The sequence below is a fragment of the Sphingosinicella xenopeptidilytica genome, assembly GCF_042676985.1.
GTDB classification, from domain to species: domain Bacteria; phylum Pseudomonadota; class Alphaproteobacteria; order Sphingomonadales; family Sphingomonadaceae; genus Sphingosinicella; species Sphingosinicella xenopeptidilytica.
This window is the reverse complement of record NZ_JBHTIK010000002.1, coordinates 587,459-605,170: the sequence shown is the minus strand read 5'-3', so window position 1 is coordinate 605,170 and position 17,712 is coordinate 587,459. Positions and strand designations below refer to the sequence as shown.

The window sequence follows — 17,712 nt, the reverse complement described above, 5'->3', positions numbered from 1 at the left end:
TCCCTAAAGGTGGCGGCCGCCGTCGACGGCGATGACGATGCCCGTCGTCGCCGTCAGCAGCCGCGCGGCACAGAGGACGGCGTTCGCGACCTCGGTGGTGGTGGCAAGCCGGCCGAGCGGGGTTGCCGCGACGGTGCGGTCGATGAAATCCTGCCCGCGCCCTTTCGCGAAAGGCGTGTCGAGCGCGCTCGGCGCGATGCCGAGCACGCGGATACGCGGCGCCAGCGCCTTGGCGAGCGCCCTGGTGACGGCGTCCATCGCCGCCTTCGCGCCGACATAGGCGATGTTGCTGCCGACACCCGTGCGCGCGGCGACGGAGGAGATGTTGACGATGCACGGCTGCTCGCCGCGATCGAGCAGCGGCTGGAGGTCGCGGATGAGGCGAATGACGCCCGATGCGTTCGAAGTCATGACGAGATCGATCAGCGCATCGTCGAGCTGGTCGAGACGGCCGAGCGGGACGCTGCGCGTGACTCCGGCGCTGTTGACGAGGAGGTCGAGCCGGCCGAGCACGGCGCCTGCCCAGTCGGCGAAAGCGCGGATCGAAGCTGGATCGGTCAGGTCGAGCGCGGCGGTGATCGCTTCGCCGCAGGCGGGCGCGGCGCGGGCGGGATCGAGCGCATCACCGCTGCGCGATGCGACGACGACGCGGGCGCCATGCGCGGTAAGCTGGCTGACAACGGCCGCGCCGACGCCGCCCGCGCCGCCTGCGACGATCGCGATGGCGCCCTCGAACCCAGTCGAGAGCAATGCGGAAAGCGTATCGCTCACTGGTGCTTGATCCCGCCGTCGGCAGCGCGCACCGGGCCATCGGGAAATTTGGTGCCGAACGGCACGTAGTCGGCATCCGCGAGATATTCGAGATCGAGCGTCATGCCGATCCCCGGCGTCTCGGGGATGACGAGGTAGCCGTTTTCGATGCGATTGATGTGGCTGGTGACGCGGTTCCACGGATCGCGGTCCTCGCGAACATAGCCCTGCACGTCCCAGTTGGGCGTGCAGGCCGCGAGCTGGACGTGGCAGGCGGTCGAAACCGGCGCGGTGAAGTTGTGCGGCACGATGCGCTGGTGGCGCGATTCGGCGATGGCGGCGATCTTGCGCATCTGCGTGAAACCGCCAGCAAGGCCGACGTCGGGCCGCAGGATCGAGACCGCGTGACAATCGGAGAACTCGCGGAACTCCCAAATGTTGGTGTTGCGCTCCGCCACCGCGACGGGGCCGGCCATGCGGCCCGCAACGCTGGCATTGGCGGCGACGCTGTAAGGGAGGATCGGATCTTCGAGGAAATAGGGGCTGATGCGCGCGGCGGCGGCGGCGAACACGGCGGCGAGATCGGGCGTCAGGTTGCGGTGCATCTCGATGGCGATGTCGATGTCCCAACCGACCGCCTCGCGCACGGCCTCCACGGCGCCGATCGCCGAGCGCATCATCTGAGCCATCGGCTGCCGGTGCCAATCGCCAAGGAACGGCTTGATCTTGATCGCGGTGAAACCTTGATCGCGGGCGATGACCGCCTGTTCGACCAGCGCCGCTTCCGTCCCCGCTTCGAGCAGCAGGATAGCGCGCACCTTGTCGCGCACGCGCCCGCCCAGCAATTGCCAGACTGGGACGCCGAGCGCCTTGCCCTTGATGTCCCACAGCGCCTGATCGACGGCACTGAGCGCCGCCATCAGCACGGCATCGCGGATGCAGTGATGCTTGAAGGCGCGCTGGAACAGGAATTCGGGGCGAAACGCATCCTGCCCGACAAGCTCGCCGCGCAGATCGTCGATGACGGCGCGCACGGCGGTCGGGTGCGGGAAGTAGGTCGCCTCCCCGATCCCGTCGATGCCCGCCTCGGTGATGACGCGCACGAAGGCCCAGTGCGAGGCGACGTAGCATTCGACCCCCTCGATTCGCATGTCGTCCCCCTTCTTCACTCTGCGCACATATCGATATGACCAAATAGTCATATAATCAATACGAACCATGTCCTACCCGCACGCACTACATGTCGCCGGATCACAAAGCAGTCGGGAGAACAGCATCGTGTTTTATAATAAATTTCAATTTTTACAGTATGATAAAGAAAATTCCGCTTCATCCACGCCGCGCGCGCTCCGTGGCGCACGGCCGGCATTGACAATCCATTCTTGTCAGTCATATGACTATATGGTCATATACTGACGGCAAGCCAGGATGCCGGGTTCCGATCGGCCAGAACGGTGGCGGATTCAGGAATGCCGGCCTACCGGGTCGGGAAAAGGGGGCCGAATCATGGGGATTTCGAAACGGACGTTGCTGGTATCGGGAAGTTTGGGGGCGATCATGTTCGCCGGCGTGCCGGCGTACGCACAGGAAGCCGAAGCGCCGCTTGTCGAGGGCAACGAGATCGTTGTGACCGCAAACCTGCGTGAGCAGGTGCTTCAGGATGTGCCGATCGCGATCAACGTGATCTCCAGTGAGGAGATCCGCAACATCGGCGCCACCGACCTCAACGGCATCGTCAAGACGCTCGCGGGTGTCGAGCTCCGCTCGGAATCGCCCGGACAGGGCGCGGTGGCCATTCGCGGCATTTCAGAACTCAACACCAACAACATCTACGGCACGACCGGAACCGCGGTCGGGCTCTATATCGATGAGGCCCCCTTCTCGGTCGGCGGCTTCTTCCCGCAAGCCGTGCTCGCCGATGCGGCGCGCGTCGAGGTGCTTCGTGGGCCGCAGGGCACGATCTTCGGCGAAGGCTCGCTAGCCGGCACGATCCGCATCATCGGCAACAAGCCCGACTCCACCGCCTTCGCAGGCGCGGCCTCCGCGACGGCAGGCGCCGTGCGCGACGGCGGCACCAACAGGTCGGGCAACCTGATGCTGAACGTACCGCTGGTGACCGATGTGCTCGCCTTCCGCGCGGTAGGCTTCTACCAGCGCGACGGCGGCTGGATCGACCGCACCGACGCAACGGTGACGGCATCCTTCGGCGCGCCGCCCAACCCGATCCTCGGGCCGGGCGTGCCATCAGTGAACCAGACGTTCACGCTGTCCAAAACCGAAAAGAACGCCAACGACGGCGAAACCTACGGCGGGCGTTTCCAGCTGGGCTTCACACCGACCGACAGCTTCAGCGCGAATTTCTCGGCGCTGATCCAGCGCTCCGACCGCGGCTTCCGCAACCGCGGCTCGGTCGATCGCGAAGGCTTCTTCTCGACCGATCTCGAGCACATGAACGACGATTTCGAGCTTTACAGCCTCGTCCTCGAAAAGCGCCTGCCCTTCGGCAAGCTGCTGTCCTCGACCAACTATTTCAGCCGCAACATCTCGCAGGCGCAGGACCAGCTGGGCATCATCTACATCGCCAACCAGATCGGCTTTCCCCTCACCGGCGGCGCCTTCACCTTCCAGGGCTCACGCGTCGAGGTCGACGTCGATGTCAAGGAGTTCAACCAGGAGCTTCGCTTCGTTTCCGACTTCGGCGGCGCGTTCGAGCTGACGGCGGGCGGCTTCTACAGGAAGCGCAAGCTCGACACGCGGCTGTACGCGCCGCAGGAACCGCTGGTGCCGGTCGCAATGGCCAATGCCATGTGCGGCGGGCTTTGCGGCTACACGGTGGACGGCGCCGGCGATCTCGATTCGAATTCCGATACCACGAGCCGGCAATGGGCGGGCTTCGCCGAAGGCACGCTGAAGGTCAGCGACCAGCTGACCCTGCTGCTCGGCGCGCGCTATTTCAACGATCGCCGCCGCTCGGAAACGATTGCTACCAGTATCTTCGGCGGTATCCCCTTCCCCCAGGCCTTCCCGTCTTCGGGCAACGACAACGTCTTCAACCCGCGCGTGTCGATCACCTTCGAGCCGAGCCCAGACCTGACGCTTTACACGTCGGTCAGCCGGGGCTTCCGCAGCGGCGGGCAGAACGATCTGTTCGCGCTCGTCTCCGGTGCGGTGCCATCCGACATCTCCTATGCGCCCGAGCGCATGACCGCGTATGAGGCGGGCGTGAAATCGGCGTTCGGCGACGGGCTCGCCACGTTCAACGCGGCCGTCTTCTACAACGACTGGACCGATCTTCAGGTCGTGACCAAGGAAGGCGCCGGCGGCGTCGGCGAGATCATCGGCAATGCCGGCAAGGCGCGCAGCTACGGCGTCGATCTGGAAGCGATTGTAAAGCCGACTGAAGGGCTGACGCTCGCGGCCGGGGCCACGATCCTCGACACCCGCATCGGCAGCATTATCGCATCGGGCCAGACCATAACCGGTGCGCGCATCCCGAACACCGCGAACTTCAGCGCCAACGCCTCGATCACCTACGAAGCGCCGCTGAACGACGATCTCAGCCTGCTGATGCGCGCGGGCCTGCAGCATCGCGCCGGAGCGCTCAGCTCGCTGCTGCGCATCGGCACGCCCTTCGAACGGCTGGACGGATACACCACGCTCGACCTGCGCGTCGGCGTGCAGACGGACCGCTGGTCGATCAGCCTGTTCGCGGACAATGTGACCGATGCGTTCATCCCCTACAGCCAGTTCGTTTCCACCGATCCTTCGAACCCGAACGGCGGCGACCCCATCACGGGCAAGGCGCTTTATTTCCAAGGCTCTCCACGCGTGATCGGGATCAGCGCCCGCGTCAATTTCGGGGCCAATTGACGAAGGCCGCCCGCCCGATCGCGCTGCCCGGCCGGACCTCCCATCCGGCCGGGCAGTCATATGCGCCGAAGGGGACGGAACGAGATCGACAAGCCGTGCCGCTTTCGATTATTGGCGGAGCAGGCCGTGCCGCACGCGCGGCAGGCAATGGCGGGGATAATGGCTTGAACGGGATCAGCAGCATCCGCTTTTCGACATTTCTGGCCGCACTTTCGGGCGAGATCCGGAAGGTGCGGAGCGGTGAAAAGACGAAGCTGAATCTCCTCTCTTCGGGCGTGCGCCTGCTCGAGGATGTCGGCTACCGCGATCTCAATGTGGAAGATGTCAGCCTCGACGCCGGGCTCGCCAAAGGCACGTTCTACATTCATTTTCCGAGCAAGGACGCCTTCCTCCACGAGATGGCGCGCCGCTATGTCGATTACGAGCGGCAGATCTATCCGGTGCTGCCCTCCAACCATTCGCACTACGCCAATGTGCGGCAATGGATCGCCTGGTACGAAACCACCTTCATGAACAATGTGGGCGTGCTGCGCGCCATGGTGCAGATGGCGGATGTCGACGCGACGATGTGCGCGATCTGGCACGACCGCAACGAGGCAATCGCCGACCGCACGCTGGAATTCGCCGTGCGCCGCATGGGGAAACCGCCAAGGGACCGCGACCTCTTTCACCTGATGCAGCGCACCGCGGGTGGAATGCTCGACCAGAGCCTGTTCGCGCGCCTGCGGATTCAGGCCGGCCCCGGCATCAAGCAGGAATACCCGGCCGAGTTCCTGATCGAACTGCACGCCCTGATGCTCTACCGCGCGCTTTACGGCCAGAACCCGCCTGCGGATCAGGCAGGCGAGATTTGTGCGCTGGTGGAGATGCAGGTTCCCGAATGACACGCATCGCGGTTTTCGGAACCGGGATCATGGGCGCGCCGATCGCGCGCAACCTCGCGGCGGCGGGGCATGATGTCGTCGTCTGGAACCGCTCGTTCGACAAGGCCGCAGCGCTCGCCGGTCCGGGGATCACGCCGGTGCGGAATGCCCGCGATGCGGCGCGCGGTGCCGACGCGGCGATCCTGATGGTGAGCACGGGCGCGGTTTGCGACGCGCTGCTGTTCGGTGACGACGGGATCGCAGAGGCGCTGCCCCGCGGCAGCACGGTCGTGGTGATGAGTTCAATCCCGGTCGAGACGGCACGCACGGAGGCGGCGCGGCTTGCCGACGCCGGGATCGATTACGTGGATGCGCCGGTTTCCGGCGGTGAGCGCGGCGCGGTCGCCGGGACGCTGACCATCATGGCCGGGGGCACCGCGGACGTGGTGGCGAAAGTGGCCGAATGGCTCGCGCCGGTCGGCCGTGTGACGCATGTCGGGCCGGTAGGGAGCGGGCAGCTTGCCAAGCTCGCCAACCAGCTGATCGTGGGCGTGACCATCGGCGCGGTAGCGGAGGCATTGCTGCTCGTCGAAGCGGGCGGTGGCGATGCGGAGGCGGTACACCGCGCGCTGCAGGGCGGCTTCGCGGATTCGACCATCTGGCGCCAGCACGGCGAGCGCATGATCCGGGGGGATTTCCAGCCCGGCGCCCATGCGACGGTTCAGCTCAAGGATCTCGACACATCGACCGGGCTCGCCGGAAGCCTCGGGCTCGAACTCCCCTTCGCGGGTCTCGCGCGCGATCTTTACGCGAAGATGTGCGAAGGGCCCCGCGCGGCGCTCGATCACAGCGCGCTCTATCTGGAACTCGCCGAGCGCCGGAACGGCTGAACAAGCCTTCTCCGTTTGGAATGACCATATAGTCATTCAAAAATTCCGCACGAACCTGCACGAGAGCACATAATAGCTTTCATATCCTCTGAAAATTCTGCGCTTGTTAACATGACCTGATGGTCATATTGTCTCGGCAAGGAATCGGGGAGGCATTCGGGTGCGATGACGAGCGCGGGTGAAATGGCAATGCTGACCGATCAGCTGCGCTTCCCGGAAGGGCCGATCGCACTGGGCGACGGCAGCGTGCTCGTCGTCGAGATCGAGGGCCGCAGCCTGACCCGCGTGACGTCCGGCGGCGCGGTGGAGCGGCTGGCGATGCTCGAAGGCGGCCCGAACGGCGCTGCGCCCGGCCCCGACGGCTGGGTCTATATCTGCAACAGCGGCGGCTGGACCTATGTGCGCGAGGGCGCGTGGACGCGGCCTTCCGGCCAATCCGAAACACCGGGCTGGATCGAGCGCGTGCACTTCGAAACGCGGCAGGTTGAGCGGCTCTACGAGGCGTGTGGCGATGCCGCACTCCGTTCGCCCAACGACATCGTCTTCGATGCGGACGGCGGCTTCTACTTCACTGATCACGGCAAGCGCAGTGCGCGGACGATGGATATCGGGCGCGTTTACTACGGCCATGCCGACGGGCGCCCGCTCGTCGAGGTCGCGGCGGGGCTCATCACGCCCAACGGCATCGGCCTGTCCGCCGACGCGCGGACGTTGTTCGTGGCGGAAACCATCACCCGCCGCCTCTGGGCCTTCACGCTTTCGGCGCCCGGCGTGATCGCGCCCGAGCCGTGGCCATCGCCCTGCGGCGGCCGTCTCTTCGCGGCCCTCGGCGATGCGGCCTATCTCGATTCGCTGGCGATCGATGCGGCGGGCAATATCTGCGTCGCCTCGTTCAACCGCTGCGGCATCCACGAGATCTCGCCGGACGGCGCGCACCACCGCTTCGTCCCCATCGACGATTTCTACGCGACCAACATCGCGTTCGGCGGGCCGGACAACCGCACCGCCTACGTCACCCTGTCGTCGTCCGGGCGCCTCGTCGCGCTGCCGTGGCCGCGCCCGGGCCTGCCCCTCGCTTTCCAGGACACCATCGCATGACCGTTTTCACCGACAACCTCCTTGCTGGCCACGCCGCGTTCGTCGCGGGCGGCACCAGCGGCATCAACCTCGCCATCGCCAAGGCCTATGCCGCCGCCGGCGCGAAGGTCGCCGTGCTCAGCCGCAAGCCCGAGAAGGTGGAGGCGGCCGTCGCCGAAATCGGCCACGGCGCGATCGGCTTCGCGGCCGACGTGCGCGAGAGCGATGCGGTTCATGCCGCGATGCGCAGCGCCGCCGATGCGTTCGGCCCGCTTTCGATCGTCGTGTCGGGCGCGGCGGGGAATTTCATCGCGCCGGCCGCGCAGATGTCAGCGAACGCATTCCGTACCGTCGTGGAGATCGACCTCATCGGCACGTTCAACGTGCTGCGCGCCGCCTATGACGTGGCGCGGAAACCGGGCTGCCGGATGATCAACATCTCCGCCCCGCAATCGACGGCGCCTTACTGGGGGCAGGCGCACGTCTGCTCGGCGAAGGCGGCGATCGACATGCTGACCCGCGCGCTGGCGCTGGAGTGGGGGCCGGAAGGCATCTGCGTCAACGCCATCGTCCCCGGCCCCATCGACGGCACCGAAGGCATGGCCCGCCTCGCCCCGACGCCGCAGGCGCGGCGGATCGCCGAGAGCGCAACCGCGCTCGGCCGCTTCGGCACCACCCGGGACATCGCCGAAATGGCGCTGTTCCTCGCGTCGGACGCGGGCCGCTACGTCACCGGCGCGATCCTCAATTGCGACGGCGGACAGACACTTTCGGGCGGGGGCGCCTTCTCGCCCGCCGTCATCGCCGCACAAGGCTGAGCTGCAGGAGAGCGACATGCGCAAATCCCCCAAGGTCATCATCACCAGCGCGACGACAGGCGCGATGCACATGCCGATCATGTCGCCGTACCTGCCGATCACACCTGACGAAATCGTCGCCGATTCCGTCGCGGCGGCCGAAGCCGGCGCGGCGATCGTCCACCTGCACGCGCGCGATCCCGAAACCGGCTGCCCGGTCACCGATCCCGCCGTCTACGCGCTCTATCTTTCGCGCATCAAGCAGCAGTCGGACGTGATCATCAACATCACTACGGGCCAGCCGGCGATCCGCCGCAACCCGGAGACGGGCGGCTTCGACGTGAAGAGCAACTGGGCCGAGGTGATCGAGGAACGGCTCACGGCACCCAAGGAATTCTCGCCGGAGATCACCAGCTTCAACATGGGGCCGATGAACGCTGCGAGCTGGATGCTGGGGCGCAAGTATGACTTCGACAAGCTGCGCGACTGGGAGAAGCTGTTCGTCCAGTCGACCCGCGACCTGACCATGGCCAACACCTGGGCGAGCATGGAGAAGATCGCGCAGGAGCTGGGGCGCGACCGCGGCGTCGTGTTCGAATACGAATGCTTCGATATCGGCCATCTCTATTCGCTGAAGATGCTGGAGACGATGGGCGTGGTGGAACCGCCCTATTTCATCCAGTCGGTGTTCGGCTTCCTCGGCGGCATCGGCAGCACGCCGCGCCATGTGCTCCACTTCCGCGAAACCGCCGACGAGCTGTTCGGCGACACCTATTACTGGTCGCTGCTGGCGGCGGGGAAGGAGCAGATGCGCCTCACCACGCAGGCGGCGCTGCTGGGCGGCAACGTGCGCGTCGGGATGGAGGACAGCCTGTGGCTCGGCAAGGGCCAGCTCGCCAAATCATCGGGCGAGCAGGTGGCGAAGATCCGCCGCATTCTGGAAGAACTCGGCCTCGAGATCGCGACGCCCGACGAGGCGCGCGCGATTCTGGGCACCAAGGGCAAGGACAAGGTGAATTTCTGATGGGTTCCACCCCTGCCCCGCCGAACCACAACCAGAGCGTTTCCGAGCGTCTTTTCACGCGCGCGCAGGCGGTGATGCCGTCGGGCTACACGCGCCATCTCGCCGTCGCCAAGCCCTATCCGATCTATGCCGATCACGCCGAAGGCTGCTGGATCACCGACGTCGAGGGCAATCGCAAGATCGACTGGATCAACAATTTCTCGGCGCTGATCCACGGCCACAACAAGCGCGAGATCATCGACGTGCTTTCGGCGCAAGCGGCGCGGCTGATGTCTGCGGTGCTGCCGACCGAGTGGGAAGTCGACCTCGCGGAGATCCTCTGCGCGCGCATCCCTTCCATCGAGCGCGTGCGCTTCATGAACAGCGGCACCGAAGCGAACCAGATCGCGGTGAAGGCCGCGCGCGCCTATACCGGCAAGCCCAAGATCGCCAAGATGGAGGGCGGCTATCACGGCCAGTTCGACCTGCTTGAAGCGAGCTTCCAGTCGACGCCCGAAAACTGGGGCGATCCGCGCCGGCCGAGTGCGACCGCCTATCAGGCGGGCCATCCGCAGGGCCTGCTCGACCTCGTGACCATCCTGCCGCTCAACGACATCGAGGCGACCCGCGAAATCCTGCGCGCCGAGGCCGATCAGCTCGCCGCCGTGATCCTCGATCCGCAGCGGCTTCAGCTCGGCATGGTACAACCCGATCTGGCGTTCCTCGAAATGCTCCGCGAGGAGACCGAGCGGCTTGGCATCCTGCTCATTTTCGACGAGGTCTGGTCGCTACGCGCCGGCCATGGCGGCTATCAGGGCAAGATCGGCATCACCCCCGACCTGACCACGATGGGCAAGATCGTCGGCGGCGGCATTCCGGTTGGGGCCTGCGGAGGCAAACAGGAATATATGTCGGTGTTCGAGATCGAGGCGGGCGATCCCAAGATCAAGCACAGCGGCACGTTCACTGCGAACCCGATGGCGATGGCCTGCGGCACGACATCGCTGCGGCTGCTGACGCCGAACGCTTTCGACGATCTCGCCGCCAAAGGCGATCGCCTGCGCGATGGCCTCGCGCAGATCCAGCACGATCTCGATCTCGACGGCGTGGTGCTCGGCGAGGGTTCGATATCGGTGCTGGTGATGACGCGAAAGCCGCTGCGCAATTACCGCGATCTGGCCTTCGCGGCGGCAACCGATCTCGCCGCGCGCCTCCCCATCATCCAGAAACTGCTCGCCGAAGAACGGCTGCTGACGATGCGCGGCGGGTTTGTCGGGTCGACGCCGATGACGAATGATGACATCGATTTCACGATCGCGGGGGCGCGCCGCGCGTTCACGCGCTTCAAGGCCCTGTAGACGGCAAGGGAGGACGACGTATGCGCGATTCCATTCGGGCCCACCCCTTCCGCTGGTTCTACGCAATCGCGTTCGGCATCGCTTCGCTGCTGTGGACGTATGCCGTCGTCGCGGAGATCGTGGCGCCGGATGCTTATGGCCCGGGTCAATCGCTGGTCGATCATTATTTCACGGTGCGGGCGGAGGTTCTCGCCGCGCATCCGCTGATCGCCGCGCACCCTGACGGGGTTCCGGCGACGCTGCTGTCTTACTGGGCGGTACCGCTGGTGTTTCCGTTCCTGTTCTTTCCCGGCGCACCGACCACGGCGGCGCTGATCGTCGTCGCGGCCGGGTGGGGTAAATCGGGCCTGAAGGCACTGCTCTCGCTCTATCACCCGCTGCGCGGCAGCCTCGGCTGGCGTGAGGGCGCGCGCCTCTATCTCACGCTCCTGCTGCTGGTCGCGGGCGTTGCCGCGCTGGCCGGGACAGTCACCTGGCTGCGTGCGGGCGACCTCGCCCTGCCGGGGCTCATCCAAGGCTTCGGCCTGCAATCCGCCGCCATGTTCGCCAGCGCCTGGCTCGTCGCGCTATTCGCCAATCAAGGCGCCCTGCTGGAGGAACTCGGCTGGCGGGGGTTCGCGTGGCCTCTGCTCGTCCGCAAGTTCGGGGTGCCGCTCGTCGCCGCGGTCGTGCTCGGCATCTGCTGGGCGCTGTGGCATTTCCCGCGCGAGGTTCCGCTACTGCTCGCCGGGCAGAACACGCTGCCGCGCCTGCTCGCCGGGCAGTCCGTGTTCATCGCCAGTTGCGTCGGTATGACCATCGTCGCCGGCTATTTCGTGAACCTGTCGGGCGGCAGCGTGTGGCCGGCTATCATCGTGCACGGCAGCTTCAACATGATCGGTTCGGCGATGCGCATCGAGCTGCCGGGCGCAGGCGGATCGGGACAGGTGCACATCAGCCTGATGGTGCTGTGGATCATCCTTGCCGGCGCCGTTCTGCTGGTTGCGGGGCGCGATCTCGGCTGGCAGCGACGTCTTGCGCTGCACGGCGGCGACGGCAGCACGGACCCCTCGCGCCTCTGGTCGAAAGAAGGCAGCAACTGATGTTCCCCGACAGCCAATCCCGCTCCGCCGCATTGTTCGATCGCGCGCGCGCGGTGCAGCCGGGCGCCAACACGCGCCACATGATCACCTTCGCGCCCTACGTGATCTACGCGGAGCGCGGCAACGGCTGCCGCGTGACCGATGTCGACGGGAACGTCTACATCGACTGGGTCAACAACTTCTCCACGAACATCCACGGCTACGGCTACCCGCCGATCGTCGAGGCGATCAAGGCGCAGGCGGAGCGGATGCTGTGCTGTATCCTGCCGACCGAGGCCGAGATCGCGCTTTCAGAGATCATCGTCGAGCGCTGGCCGGGGATCGATCAGGTGCGCTTCACCAACAGCGGCACCGAAGCAGTGATGGTCGCGGTGAAGGCCGCGCGCGCGATCACCGGCCGCAGCAAAATCGCCAAGACCGAGGGCGGCTATCACGGCCAGTTCGATCTCGTGGAAGCAAGCTTCCTGCCGACACCCGCCAACTGGGGGCCGGAGGATCGCCCGGCCGCGCCGCCGCTCGGCCACGGCACGCCGCAATCGCTGCTGGACGAGGCCGTCATCGTCCCGTTCAACGCCGTCGATGCCACGCTGGCGCGGCTCGAGGAGGAGAAGGACGCGCTCGCCGCCGTGATCATCGATCCGATCCCGGCGCGGCTCGGCTTCGCACCGGCGAGCCAGGCGTATCTCACGGCGCTGCGCCGGTTCTGCACGGAGAACGGCATCGTGCTCATCTTCGACGAGGTGTTCTGCGGGCGGGCCGGCTATCACGGCGCGCAGGGGCGCCTCGGCGTGCTTCCCGATCTCACCGCGCTCGGCAAGATCATCGGCGGCGGACTGCCCATCGGCGCAGTGGGCGGCACAAAGGAAGCGATGGCGATCTTCGACAATCTCGCCGGGCCGCTGAAGATGAGCCACAGCGGCACGTTCACAGGGAACCCGATGAGTATGGTCGCCGGTATTGCGGCGATGCGCGGGCTGACGCCGGAGGTGTTCGCGCGACTCGAAGCGCAGGGAGAGAGTCTGCGCCGGGGTCTGATGGAACGCATGGCGGCGTTCGGCCTCGACATGCGCGCCAACGGGCTCGCTTCCATGACCAGCCTGCAGTTCTTTTCCGAGCCCGCCGACAATTATCGCGAATTCCATAACCGCTCGGGCGACGCCTATCTCGACCGGATGCGGCGCCTTCACCGCGACATGCTGAACGAGGGGCTGCTGATGGCGACGCGCGGGCTGATGGTGGGATCGACCGCGATGACCGACGCCGACATCGACGAGACACTGGCGCGCGCCGAAATCGCCTTGCAGGCGTTCGCACAGAGAGAGGCCGCATGAACCGCCGCTTCTCGACGAGCGTCTCGCTGATGTTCCGCGAGTTCGCCATGCCGGAGCGATTCGCGCAGGCGAAAGCGGCGAGCTTCGAAGGCGTGGAGATCCAGTTCCTTGCCGAGGGCGACCTCGCCGAAATGGCGACAGCCGCAGCGGCGGCGGAGATCGACGTTACGCTCATCAATGTCGACATGGGCGACTACATGGCCGGCGGCGCGGGCCTCTCGGGGGTTCCGGGCCGCGAGGCGATGTTCCACAACGAATTCGCCAGCGCGCTCAATGCGGCGGAGGTGCTGGGCGCGCGCTTCGTCCATCTCGGCCCGTCGCGCATTCCCACCGATAGCGATCGCGCCGCCTGTCTCGACACGTATCGCCGCAACATCGACCATGCCGTTGAACATGCGGCGCGCCGGGAAAGCGCAGCGCGACTGGTGATCGAGCCGATGAACCGCGTCGATGCGCCGGATGCGCTGATCAACGACATCGACTATGGCGCCGCGCTGATCCGTTCCGCTTATGCGGGCGCGATCGGGCTGCAGTTCGATATCTATCATGTCGCGATGAACGGCCACGATCCGGTCGAGGCCTATGCGCGGCACCGCGACATCGCCGCGCACGTCCAGTTCTCCGATGTGCCCGGGCGGCAGCCGCCCGGTGACGGGACACTCGATTTCACGAGCATTTTCGCAGGCATCGAAAGCTACGGCTACGATGGCCTGTTCGGTGCCGAATACATGCCGCGCCAGCCGACGCTGGAAACGCTCGGCTGGATGAAGCAGCTTGCCCGCCGTGGCTGACATCGACCTCCTGACGCACAAAAGCGTCCACGGCGCGGTGGTGCGCGTCGAGGATGCCGAGGGTGCGCCGCTTCTGGTCGCGGCAGCCGGCGAAGCGCGGCCCGGCATCGCCATGACCGCCACGCACGGCTTCCACATCGCCAGCGTTACCAAGACGATGACCGCCGCGATCGTGCTGCAACTCGCCGAGGAAAACGCGCTCGGCCCACGCGGCATCGACGCCGCGTACGGCGACTTCGGCGTGTTCGCGCCCGAGATCACGGCGCGGCTGCACAGGAGCGGCGGCGAGAGCCTCGCGCACCGCATCACGCTCCGGCATCTGCTGACGCACACCAGCGGTCTCCGCGATGCGATGGAGGATGACGCGGCGACGCTCGGCGGACCGGCGCCGGACTCGCTGATCGGGCGGATACTGGCGCCGGGCGGCGATCCGCGCCGCGCATGGAAGCCGTGGGACCCGGAACGGCCGCTCGACCCCGAAGCGGGGGTGATCAACCTGTTCCTCGCGAACGGCACGGCGGACGCGCCGCTCGCCGCGCCGGGCGAGGGCTTCCACTATTCCGACACCGGCTTCATGCTGCTCGCCCTGCTGATCGAAAAGCTGACCGGATCGACGCTGGGCGATGCCTACCGAAAGCGCCTTTTCGCGCCGCTCGGCCTCGCCGACACGTATCTGGCGTACCGCAACGACCCGCCCGGCCTCGGCCCGCACCGCGAGCCGGAAGCGGAGGTCTGGATGGGGCCGATGCCGGTGCTCGGCAGCGGCGCCAGCCTGTCGTTCGACTGGGGCGGCGGCGGCGTGGTGTCGAGCGCGGCCTCGCTCAACCGCTTCCTGCGTGGGCTGCTCGGCGGCGCGCTGTTCCGGGACCACCAAACACTGGCAGCGATGCTCGACTGGAAGACCCCGCCGGGGCTCGCCGCGCCGCGCACCGGTGTCGGGCTGGGCATCTTTCGGACCGAGGACGCCGGCCTCGAGCTGATCGGCCATTCGGGCGCGAGCGGCGCCAAGATGTTCCATGCGCCCCGGCACGGTTTCTTCATCGCCGGCACGATCAACCAGATGGCCGGCCCCGGCACATGGCACTGGCCGATCGCGCATCACGCCGCGGCGGCATCTTCAGCGGGAGGACAGGCATGACACACGACAGGGCAAACGCGCTCATCACGCACATTCTCGGCGCCATCGCGAGCGGCGATCATGCATCGATCGAGGCGATGCTGGCCGATCAGGTGGAATTGAACACACCGCGCTTCCTGAAACCGATCCGCGACAGGAACCACGTCGTCATCGTGCTGCAGACGATCCCCAAGGTGATCGAGAACTTCCACTATGTCCGCACATGGCCCGCCGCCGACGAGGCGATCATGGAGTTCAAGGGCAATATCGGCGCGATCGAGGTGCACGGGCTCGACATTTTCCACCTCGATGCCAGCGGCAAGGTCGACGAGTTGACCGTGTTCATCCGTCCCACCAAAGCGCACGCCGCGCTCGGCGAGGCGGAGGATGCGCTGATCCTCGCGCAGCTCGAAAAGGCAAAGGGCGGCGCGGCCTGATGCGCCGCGCCGACGATCCCTACTGCGCGCCCCTGGCGGTCAGCGCCGACGGGATGCTCGATGTCGGCGACGGCCATCACATCTACTGGACCGATAGCGGTGCCGGCATCCCCATGATCACCTGTCACGGCGGGCCTGGCGGGGCGATGATGGTGGGCGCGGCGCGCTTCACGGACGGGCACCGCGTGCGCCACATCATGTTCGATCAGCGCGGCTGCGGACGCTCGGCGCCGCGCGGCCGGCTGGAGGCGAACAGCCTGCAGCACACCGTCGCCGACATGGAACGGCTGCGGCGCCATCTCGGCATCGAACGCTGGATCGTCAGCGGCGGATCGTGGGGCAGCACCGTGGCGCTCGCCTATGCGGAGGCGCATCCCGAACGCTGCCTCGGCCTGTTCCTCGTCAGCCTGTGGCTGTGCCGGAAGGCCGATACTGACTGGTGGTTCCACGGCGTGCAGACGCTGTTCCCCGAGCTTTGGGAAAGCTTCGCCGCGATGGTGCCGGAGGCGGAACGCGGCGACCTTCGGGACGCATATTGCCGCCGGATTCTGGGCGACGACGCCGATGTGGCGGCGCGCCTCGCGACCAGCCTTTTCCTCTATGAAGAAGGCTTCATGCACTTCGATGCGCCGATCGCGCCGCCCGATCCCGGGCGCGGGGCCGATTACGGCCGCATCTTCGCGCATTATGCGGCGCACGACTTCTTCGTCGACGACGACACGCTGCTGCGGCATGCGGACCGCCTTGCCGCGATCCCGGTCTCCATCATCACCGGCCGCTACGATTGCTGCACGCCGCCGTCGAACGCCTGGGCGCTGGCGCGGCGCCTGCCGCACGCCCGGCTGGAGATCGTGCCCGGCGCGGGCCACTATCCCACCGAACCGGCGTTCGGCCACGCCGTCGCGCGCGCCGCGCAGGACTTCGTGGGGCACATTGAACGGGAACTGGGCCGATGAGCAAAGCGGCGCAGCGCGTTCCCTTCGGCCAGCTCGCGGCCTATGCGGCGCCCGGCTTTTCGCTGGCGCTGCTGATCTCGCCGTTCCCGGCGCTGCTGATGGCCTTCTACGCCAAGCACACCGAGGCGACGACGGCGGGCATCGCGACGGTGATCCTGTTCGCGCGCATCTTCAACGGCGTCATCGACCCGCCGATCGGCTTCCTCAGCGACAAGACGCATTCGCGCTGGGGGCCGCGCAAGCCCTGGCTGGTCGCGGGCGCGCTGTTCTCGCTGTTCGCCTTCTGGATCGCCTACATGCCGCCGGCGAATGCGGGGAATGCCTATTTCGCGCTGGCGATCGTCTCCTTCTACATCGCGCATTCGGTGATCGACACGCCCTACCGGACATGGTCGGGAGAAATCAGCACCGATTATGCGCAGCGGTCCCGGCTCGCCGGGGCAACGACGCTGGCGCTGCTGATCGGCGGTGTCGGCTTCCTCGCCGTGCCGGAAATCCTCTCCATGCCCGCCATCGGCGTACTTGATTCCGCCGAGCTCGACCGCGACGCGATGGCCATCCTCGGCTGGATCGGCATCGCGCTGATGCCGGTCTGCATCGGCATTGCGGTGTTCGTGGTGCCGGTCGGCACCGTTACGCGGGGCGAGGCCTATCATCTTGCGGAAATGCGGACGATCTTCACCCGCAACGGGCCGTTCCGCCGTTTCATCAGTGCCGATTTCATCAGCCAGGTGGGCTGGGCAGCGAGCTATGCGCTGATGGCGATCCTCCTCGACAATTATTTCGGCTTTGGTGACCGCGTGGTGATGTTCCTGCTGGTGGCAACCGCCGCGCAGGTGGCAGCGATCCCCCTGTGCACGCGCCTCGCCGCGCGGTTCAGCAAACACAAGGTGTATGCGTGGTGCCAGATCCTGAACGGCGTGCTGCTGCCCGGCTATCTGCTGTTCCCACCCAACGGCCAGGCTGATTTCGGACTGATGCTGGCGTACGGCGCCTTCGTCAGCGCGCTTGGCACGCCCAACATGATGTTCCCGCAGGCGCTCACCAGCGATATCGCCGACTATGACACGCTGCGTTCAGGGCAAGCGCGTGCCGGCACCTATTTCTCGATGCGCACGTTCCTCGCGCCCGCGGGCGGCGCCGTGGGCGGCGCGCTCGGTTTCTACACGCTGTCGCTGGTTAGCTATGATCCGGCGAGCAACGCCAACTCGGCACTTGCAACCCACGGTATGCTGGCAGCCGCAATCGGTCTCCCCATGATTGCCTTCGTCGTATCGGGGATTCTGATGCTGTCGTACCCGATCACCGCATCTCGCCATGCCTTCATCCGCAAACGCATCGAAGGGCGCCGCCGGGAGGATCGAAACCTCACGGCGTGAAGGCGGCAACA

Annotated in this window: 16 protein-coding genes; 14 read left to right on the top strand and 2 right to left on the bottom strand. The window is 66.5% G+C overall.

Features of this window, described 5'->3' with window-relative positions:
- Positions 1–3: 3 nt before the first annotated feature.
- Positions 4–771, bottom strand: a complete 768-nt coding sequence (locus ACFQ00_RS05775) for an SDR family NAD(P)-dependent oxidoreductase (protein WP_381487507.1) — start codon at positions 769–771, stop codon at positions 4–6.
- Positions 768–1,901 carry a mandelate racemase/muconate lactonizing enzyme family protein gene (locus ACFQ00_RS05770; RefSeq protein ID WP_381487504.1) on the bottom strand — a complete coding sequence of 378 codons (1,134 nt, stop codon included), beginning with the start codon at positions 1,899–1,901 and terminating at the stop codon, positions 768–770. The genes ACFQ00_RS05775 and ACFQ00_RS05770 overlap by 4 nt, the downstream gene beginning before the upstream one ends.
- A 355-nt stretch (positions 1,902–2,256) precedes the next feature.
- Here ACFQ00_RS05770 and ACFQ00_RS05765 point away from each other — a divergent pair, with 355 nt between their 5' ends.
- The 14 genes from ACFQ00_RS05765 (at position 2,257) to ACFQ00_RS05700 (ending at position 17,701) form a co-directional block, all read left to right on the top strand.
- Complete coding sequence (locus tag ACFQ00_RS05765) at positions 2,257–4,620, top strand: TonB-dependent receptor (protein ID WP_381487502.1); 2,364 nt, start codon at positions 2,257–2,259, stop codon at positions 4,618–4,620.
- Between the two features lie 164 nt (positions 4,621–4,784).
- The gene (locus ACFQ00_RS05760) at positions 4,785–5,504 is read left to right on the top strand and encodes a TetR/AcrR family transcriptional regulator (protein WP_374594045.1); all 720 of its coding nucleotides are present in this window, start codon (positions 4,785–4,787) and stop codon (positions 5,502–5,504) included.
- Positions 5,501–6,373 carry an NAD(P)-dependent oxidoreductase gene (locus tag ACFQ00_RS05755; RefSeq protein ID WP_381487499.1) on the top strand — a complete coding sequence of 291 codons (873 nt, stop codon included), beginning with the start codon at positions 5,501–5,503 and terminating at the stop codon, positions 6,371–6,373. Before ACFQ00_RS05760 ends, ACFQ00_RS05755 begins: the two co-directional genes overlap by 4 nt.
- A gap of 189 nt (positions 6,374–6,562) precedes the next feature.
- On the top strand, positions 6,563–7,471 hold the full coding sequence (locus ACFQ00_RS05750; RefSeq protein WP_381487496.1) for an SMP-30/gluconolactonase/LRE family protein: 909 nt from the start codon (positions 6,563–6,565) through the stop codon (positions 7,469–7,471).
- Positions 7,468–8,268, top strand: a complete 801-nt coding sequence (locus tag ACFQ00_RS05745; protein ID WP_381487494.1) for an SDR family oxidoreductase — start codon at positions 7,468–7,470, stop codon at positions 8,266–8,268. Before ACFQ00_RS05750 ends, ACFQ00_RS05745 begins: the two co-directional genes overlap by 4 nt.
- Positions 8,269–8,284: 16 nt before the next feature.
- Positions 8,285–9,271, top strand: coding sequence for a BKACE family enzyme (locus tag ACFQ00_RS05740; protein ID WP_381487491.1), 987 nt, complete (start codon positions 8,285–8,287; stop codon positions 9,269–9,271).
- Complete coding sequence (locus tag ACFQ00_RS05735) at positions 9,271–10,608, top strand: aspartate aminotransferase family protein (RefSeq protein ID WP_381487488.1); 1,338 nt, start codon at positions 9,271–9,273, stop codon at positions 10,606–10,608. The genes ACFQ00_RS05740 and ACFQ00_RS05735 overlap by 1 nt, the downstream gene beginning before the upstream one ends.
- A 20-nt stretch (positions 10,609–10,628) precedes the next feature.
- Positions 10,629–11,690 carry a CPBP family intramembrane glutamic endopeptidase gene (locus ACFQ00_RS05730; RefSeq protein ID WP_381487485.1) on the top strand — a complete coding sequence of 354 codons (1,062 nt, stop codon included), beginning with the start codon at positions 10,629–10,631 and terminating at the stop codon, positions 11,688–11,690.
- Positions 11,690–13,021, top strand: coding sequence for an aspartate aminotransferase family protein (locus ACFQ00_RS05725; protein WP_381487482.1), 1,332 nt, complete (start codon positions 11,690–11,692; stop codon positions 13,019–13,021). The genes ACFQ00_RS05730 and ACFQ00_RS05725 overlap by 1 nt, the downstream gene beginning before the upstream one ends.
- The gene (locus tag ACFQ00_RS05720; RefSeq protein WP_381487479.1) at positions 13,018–13,812 is read left to right on the top strand and encodes a hydroxypyruvate isomerase family protein; all 795 of its coding nucleotides are present in this window, start codon (positions 13,018–13,020) and stop codon (positions 13,810–13,812) included. Before ACFQ00_RS05725 ends, ACFQ00_RS05720 begins: the two co-directional genes overlap by 4 nt.
- Complete coding sequence (locus ACFQ00_RS05715; protein WP_381487476.1) at positions 13,805–14,950, top strand: serine hydrolase domain-containing protein; 1,146 nt, start codon at positions 13,805–13,807, stop codon at positions 14,948–14,950. Before ACFQ00_RS05720 ends, ACFQ00_RS05715 begins: the two co-directional genes overlap by 8 nt.
- Complete coding sequence (locus ACFQ00_RS05710; RefSeq protein ID WP_381487473.1) at positions 14,947–15,366, top strand: hypothetical protein; 420 nt, start codon at positions 14,947–14,949, stop codon at positions 15,364–15,366. The genes ACFQ00_RS05715 and ACFQ00_RS05710 overlap by 4 nt, the downstream gene beginning before the upstream one ends.
- Positions 15,366–16,322, top strand: coding sequence for an alpha/beta fold hydrolase (locus ACFQ00_RS05705; protein ID WP_381487469.1), 957 nt, complete (start codon positions 15,366–15,368; stop codon positions 16,320–16,322). The genes ACFQ00_RS05710 and ACFQ00_RS05705 overlap by 1 nt, the downstream gene beginning before the upstream one ends.
- Positions 16,319–17,701, top strand: a complete 1,383-nt coding sequence (locus ACFQ00_RS05700; protein WP_381487466.1) for an MFS transporter — start codon at positions 16,319–16,321, stop codon at positions 17,699–17,701. Before ACFQ00_RS05705 ends, ACFQ00_RS05700 begins: the two co-directional genes overlap by 4 nt.
- Positions 17,702–17,712: the final 11 nt, after the last annotated feature.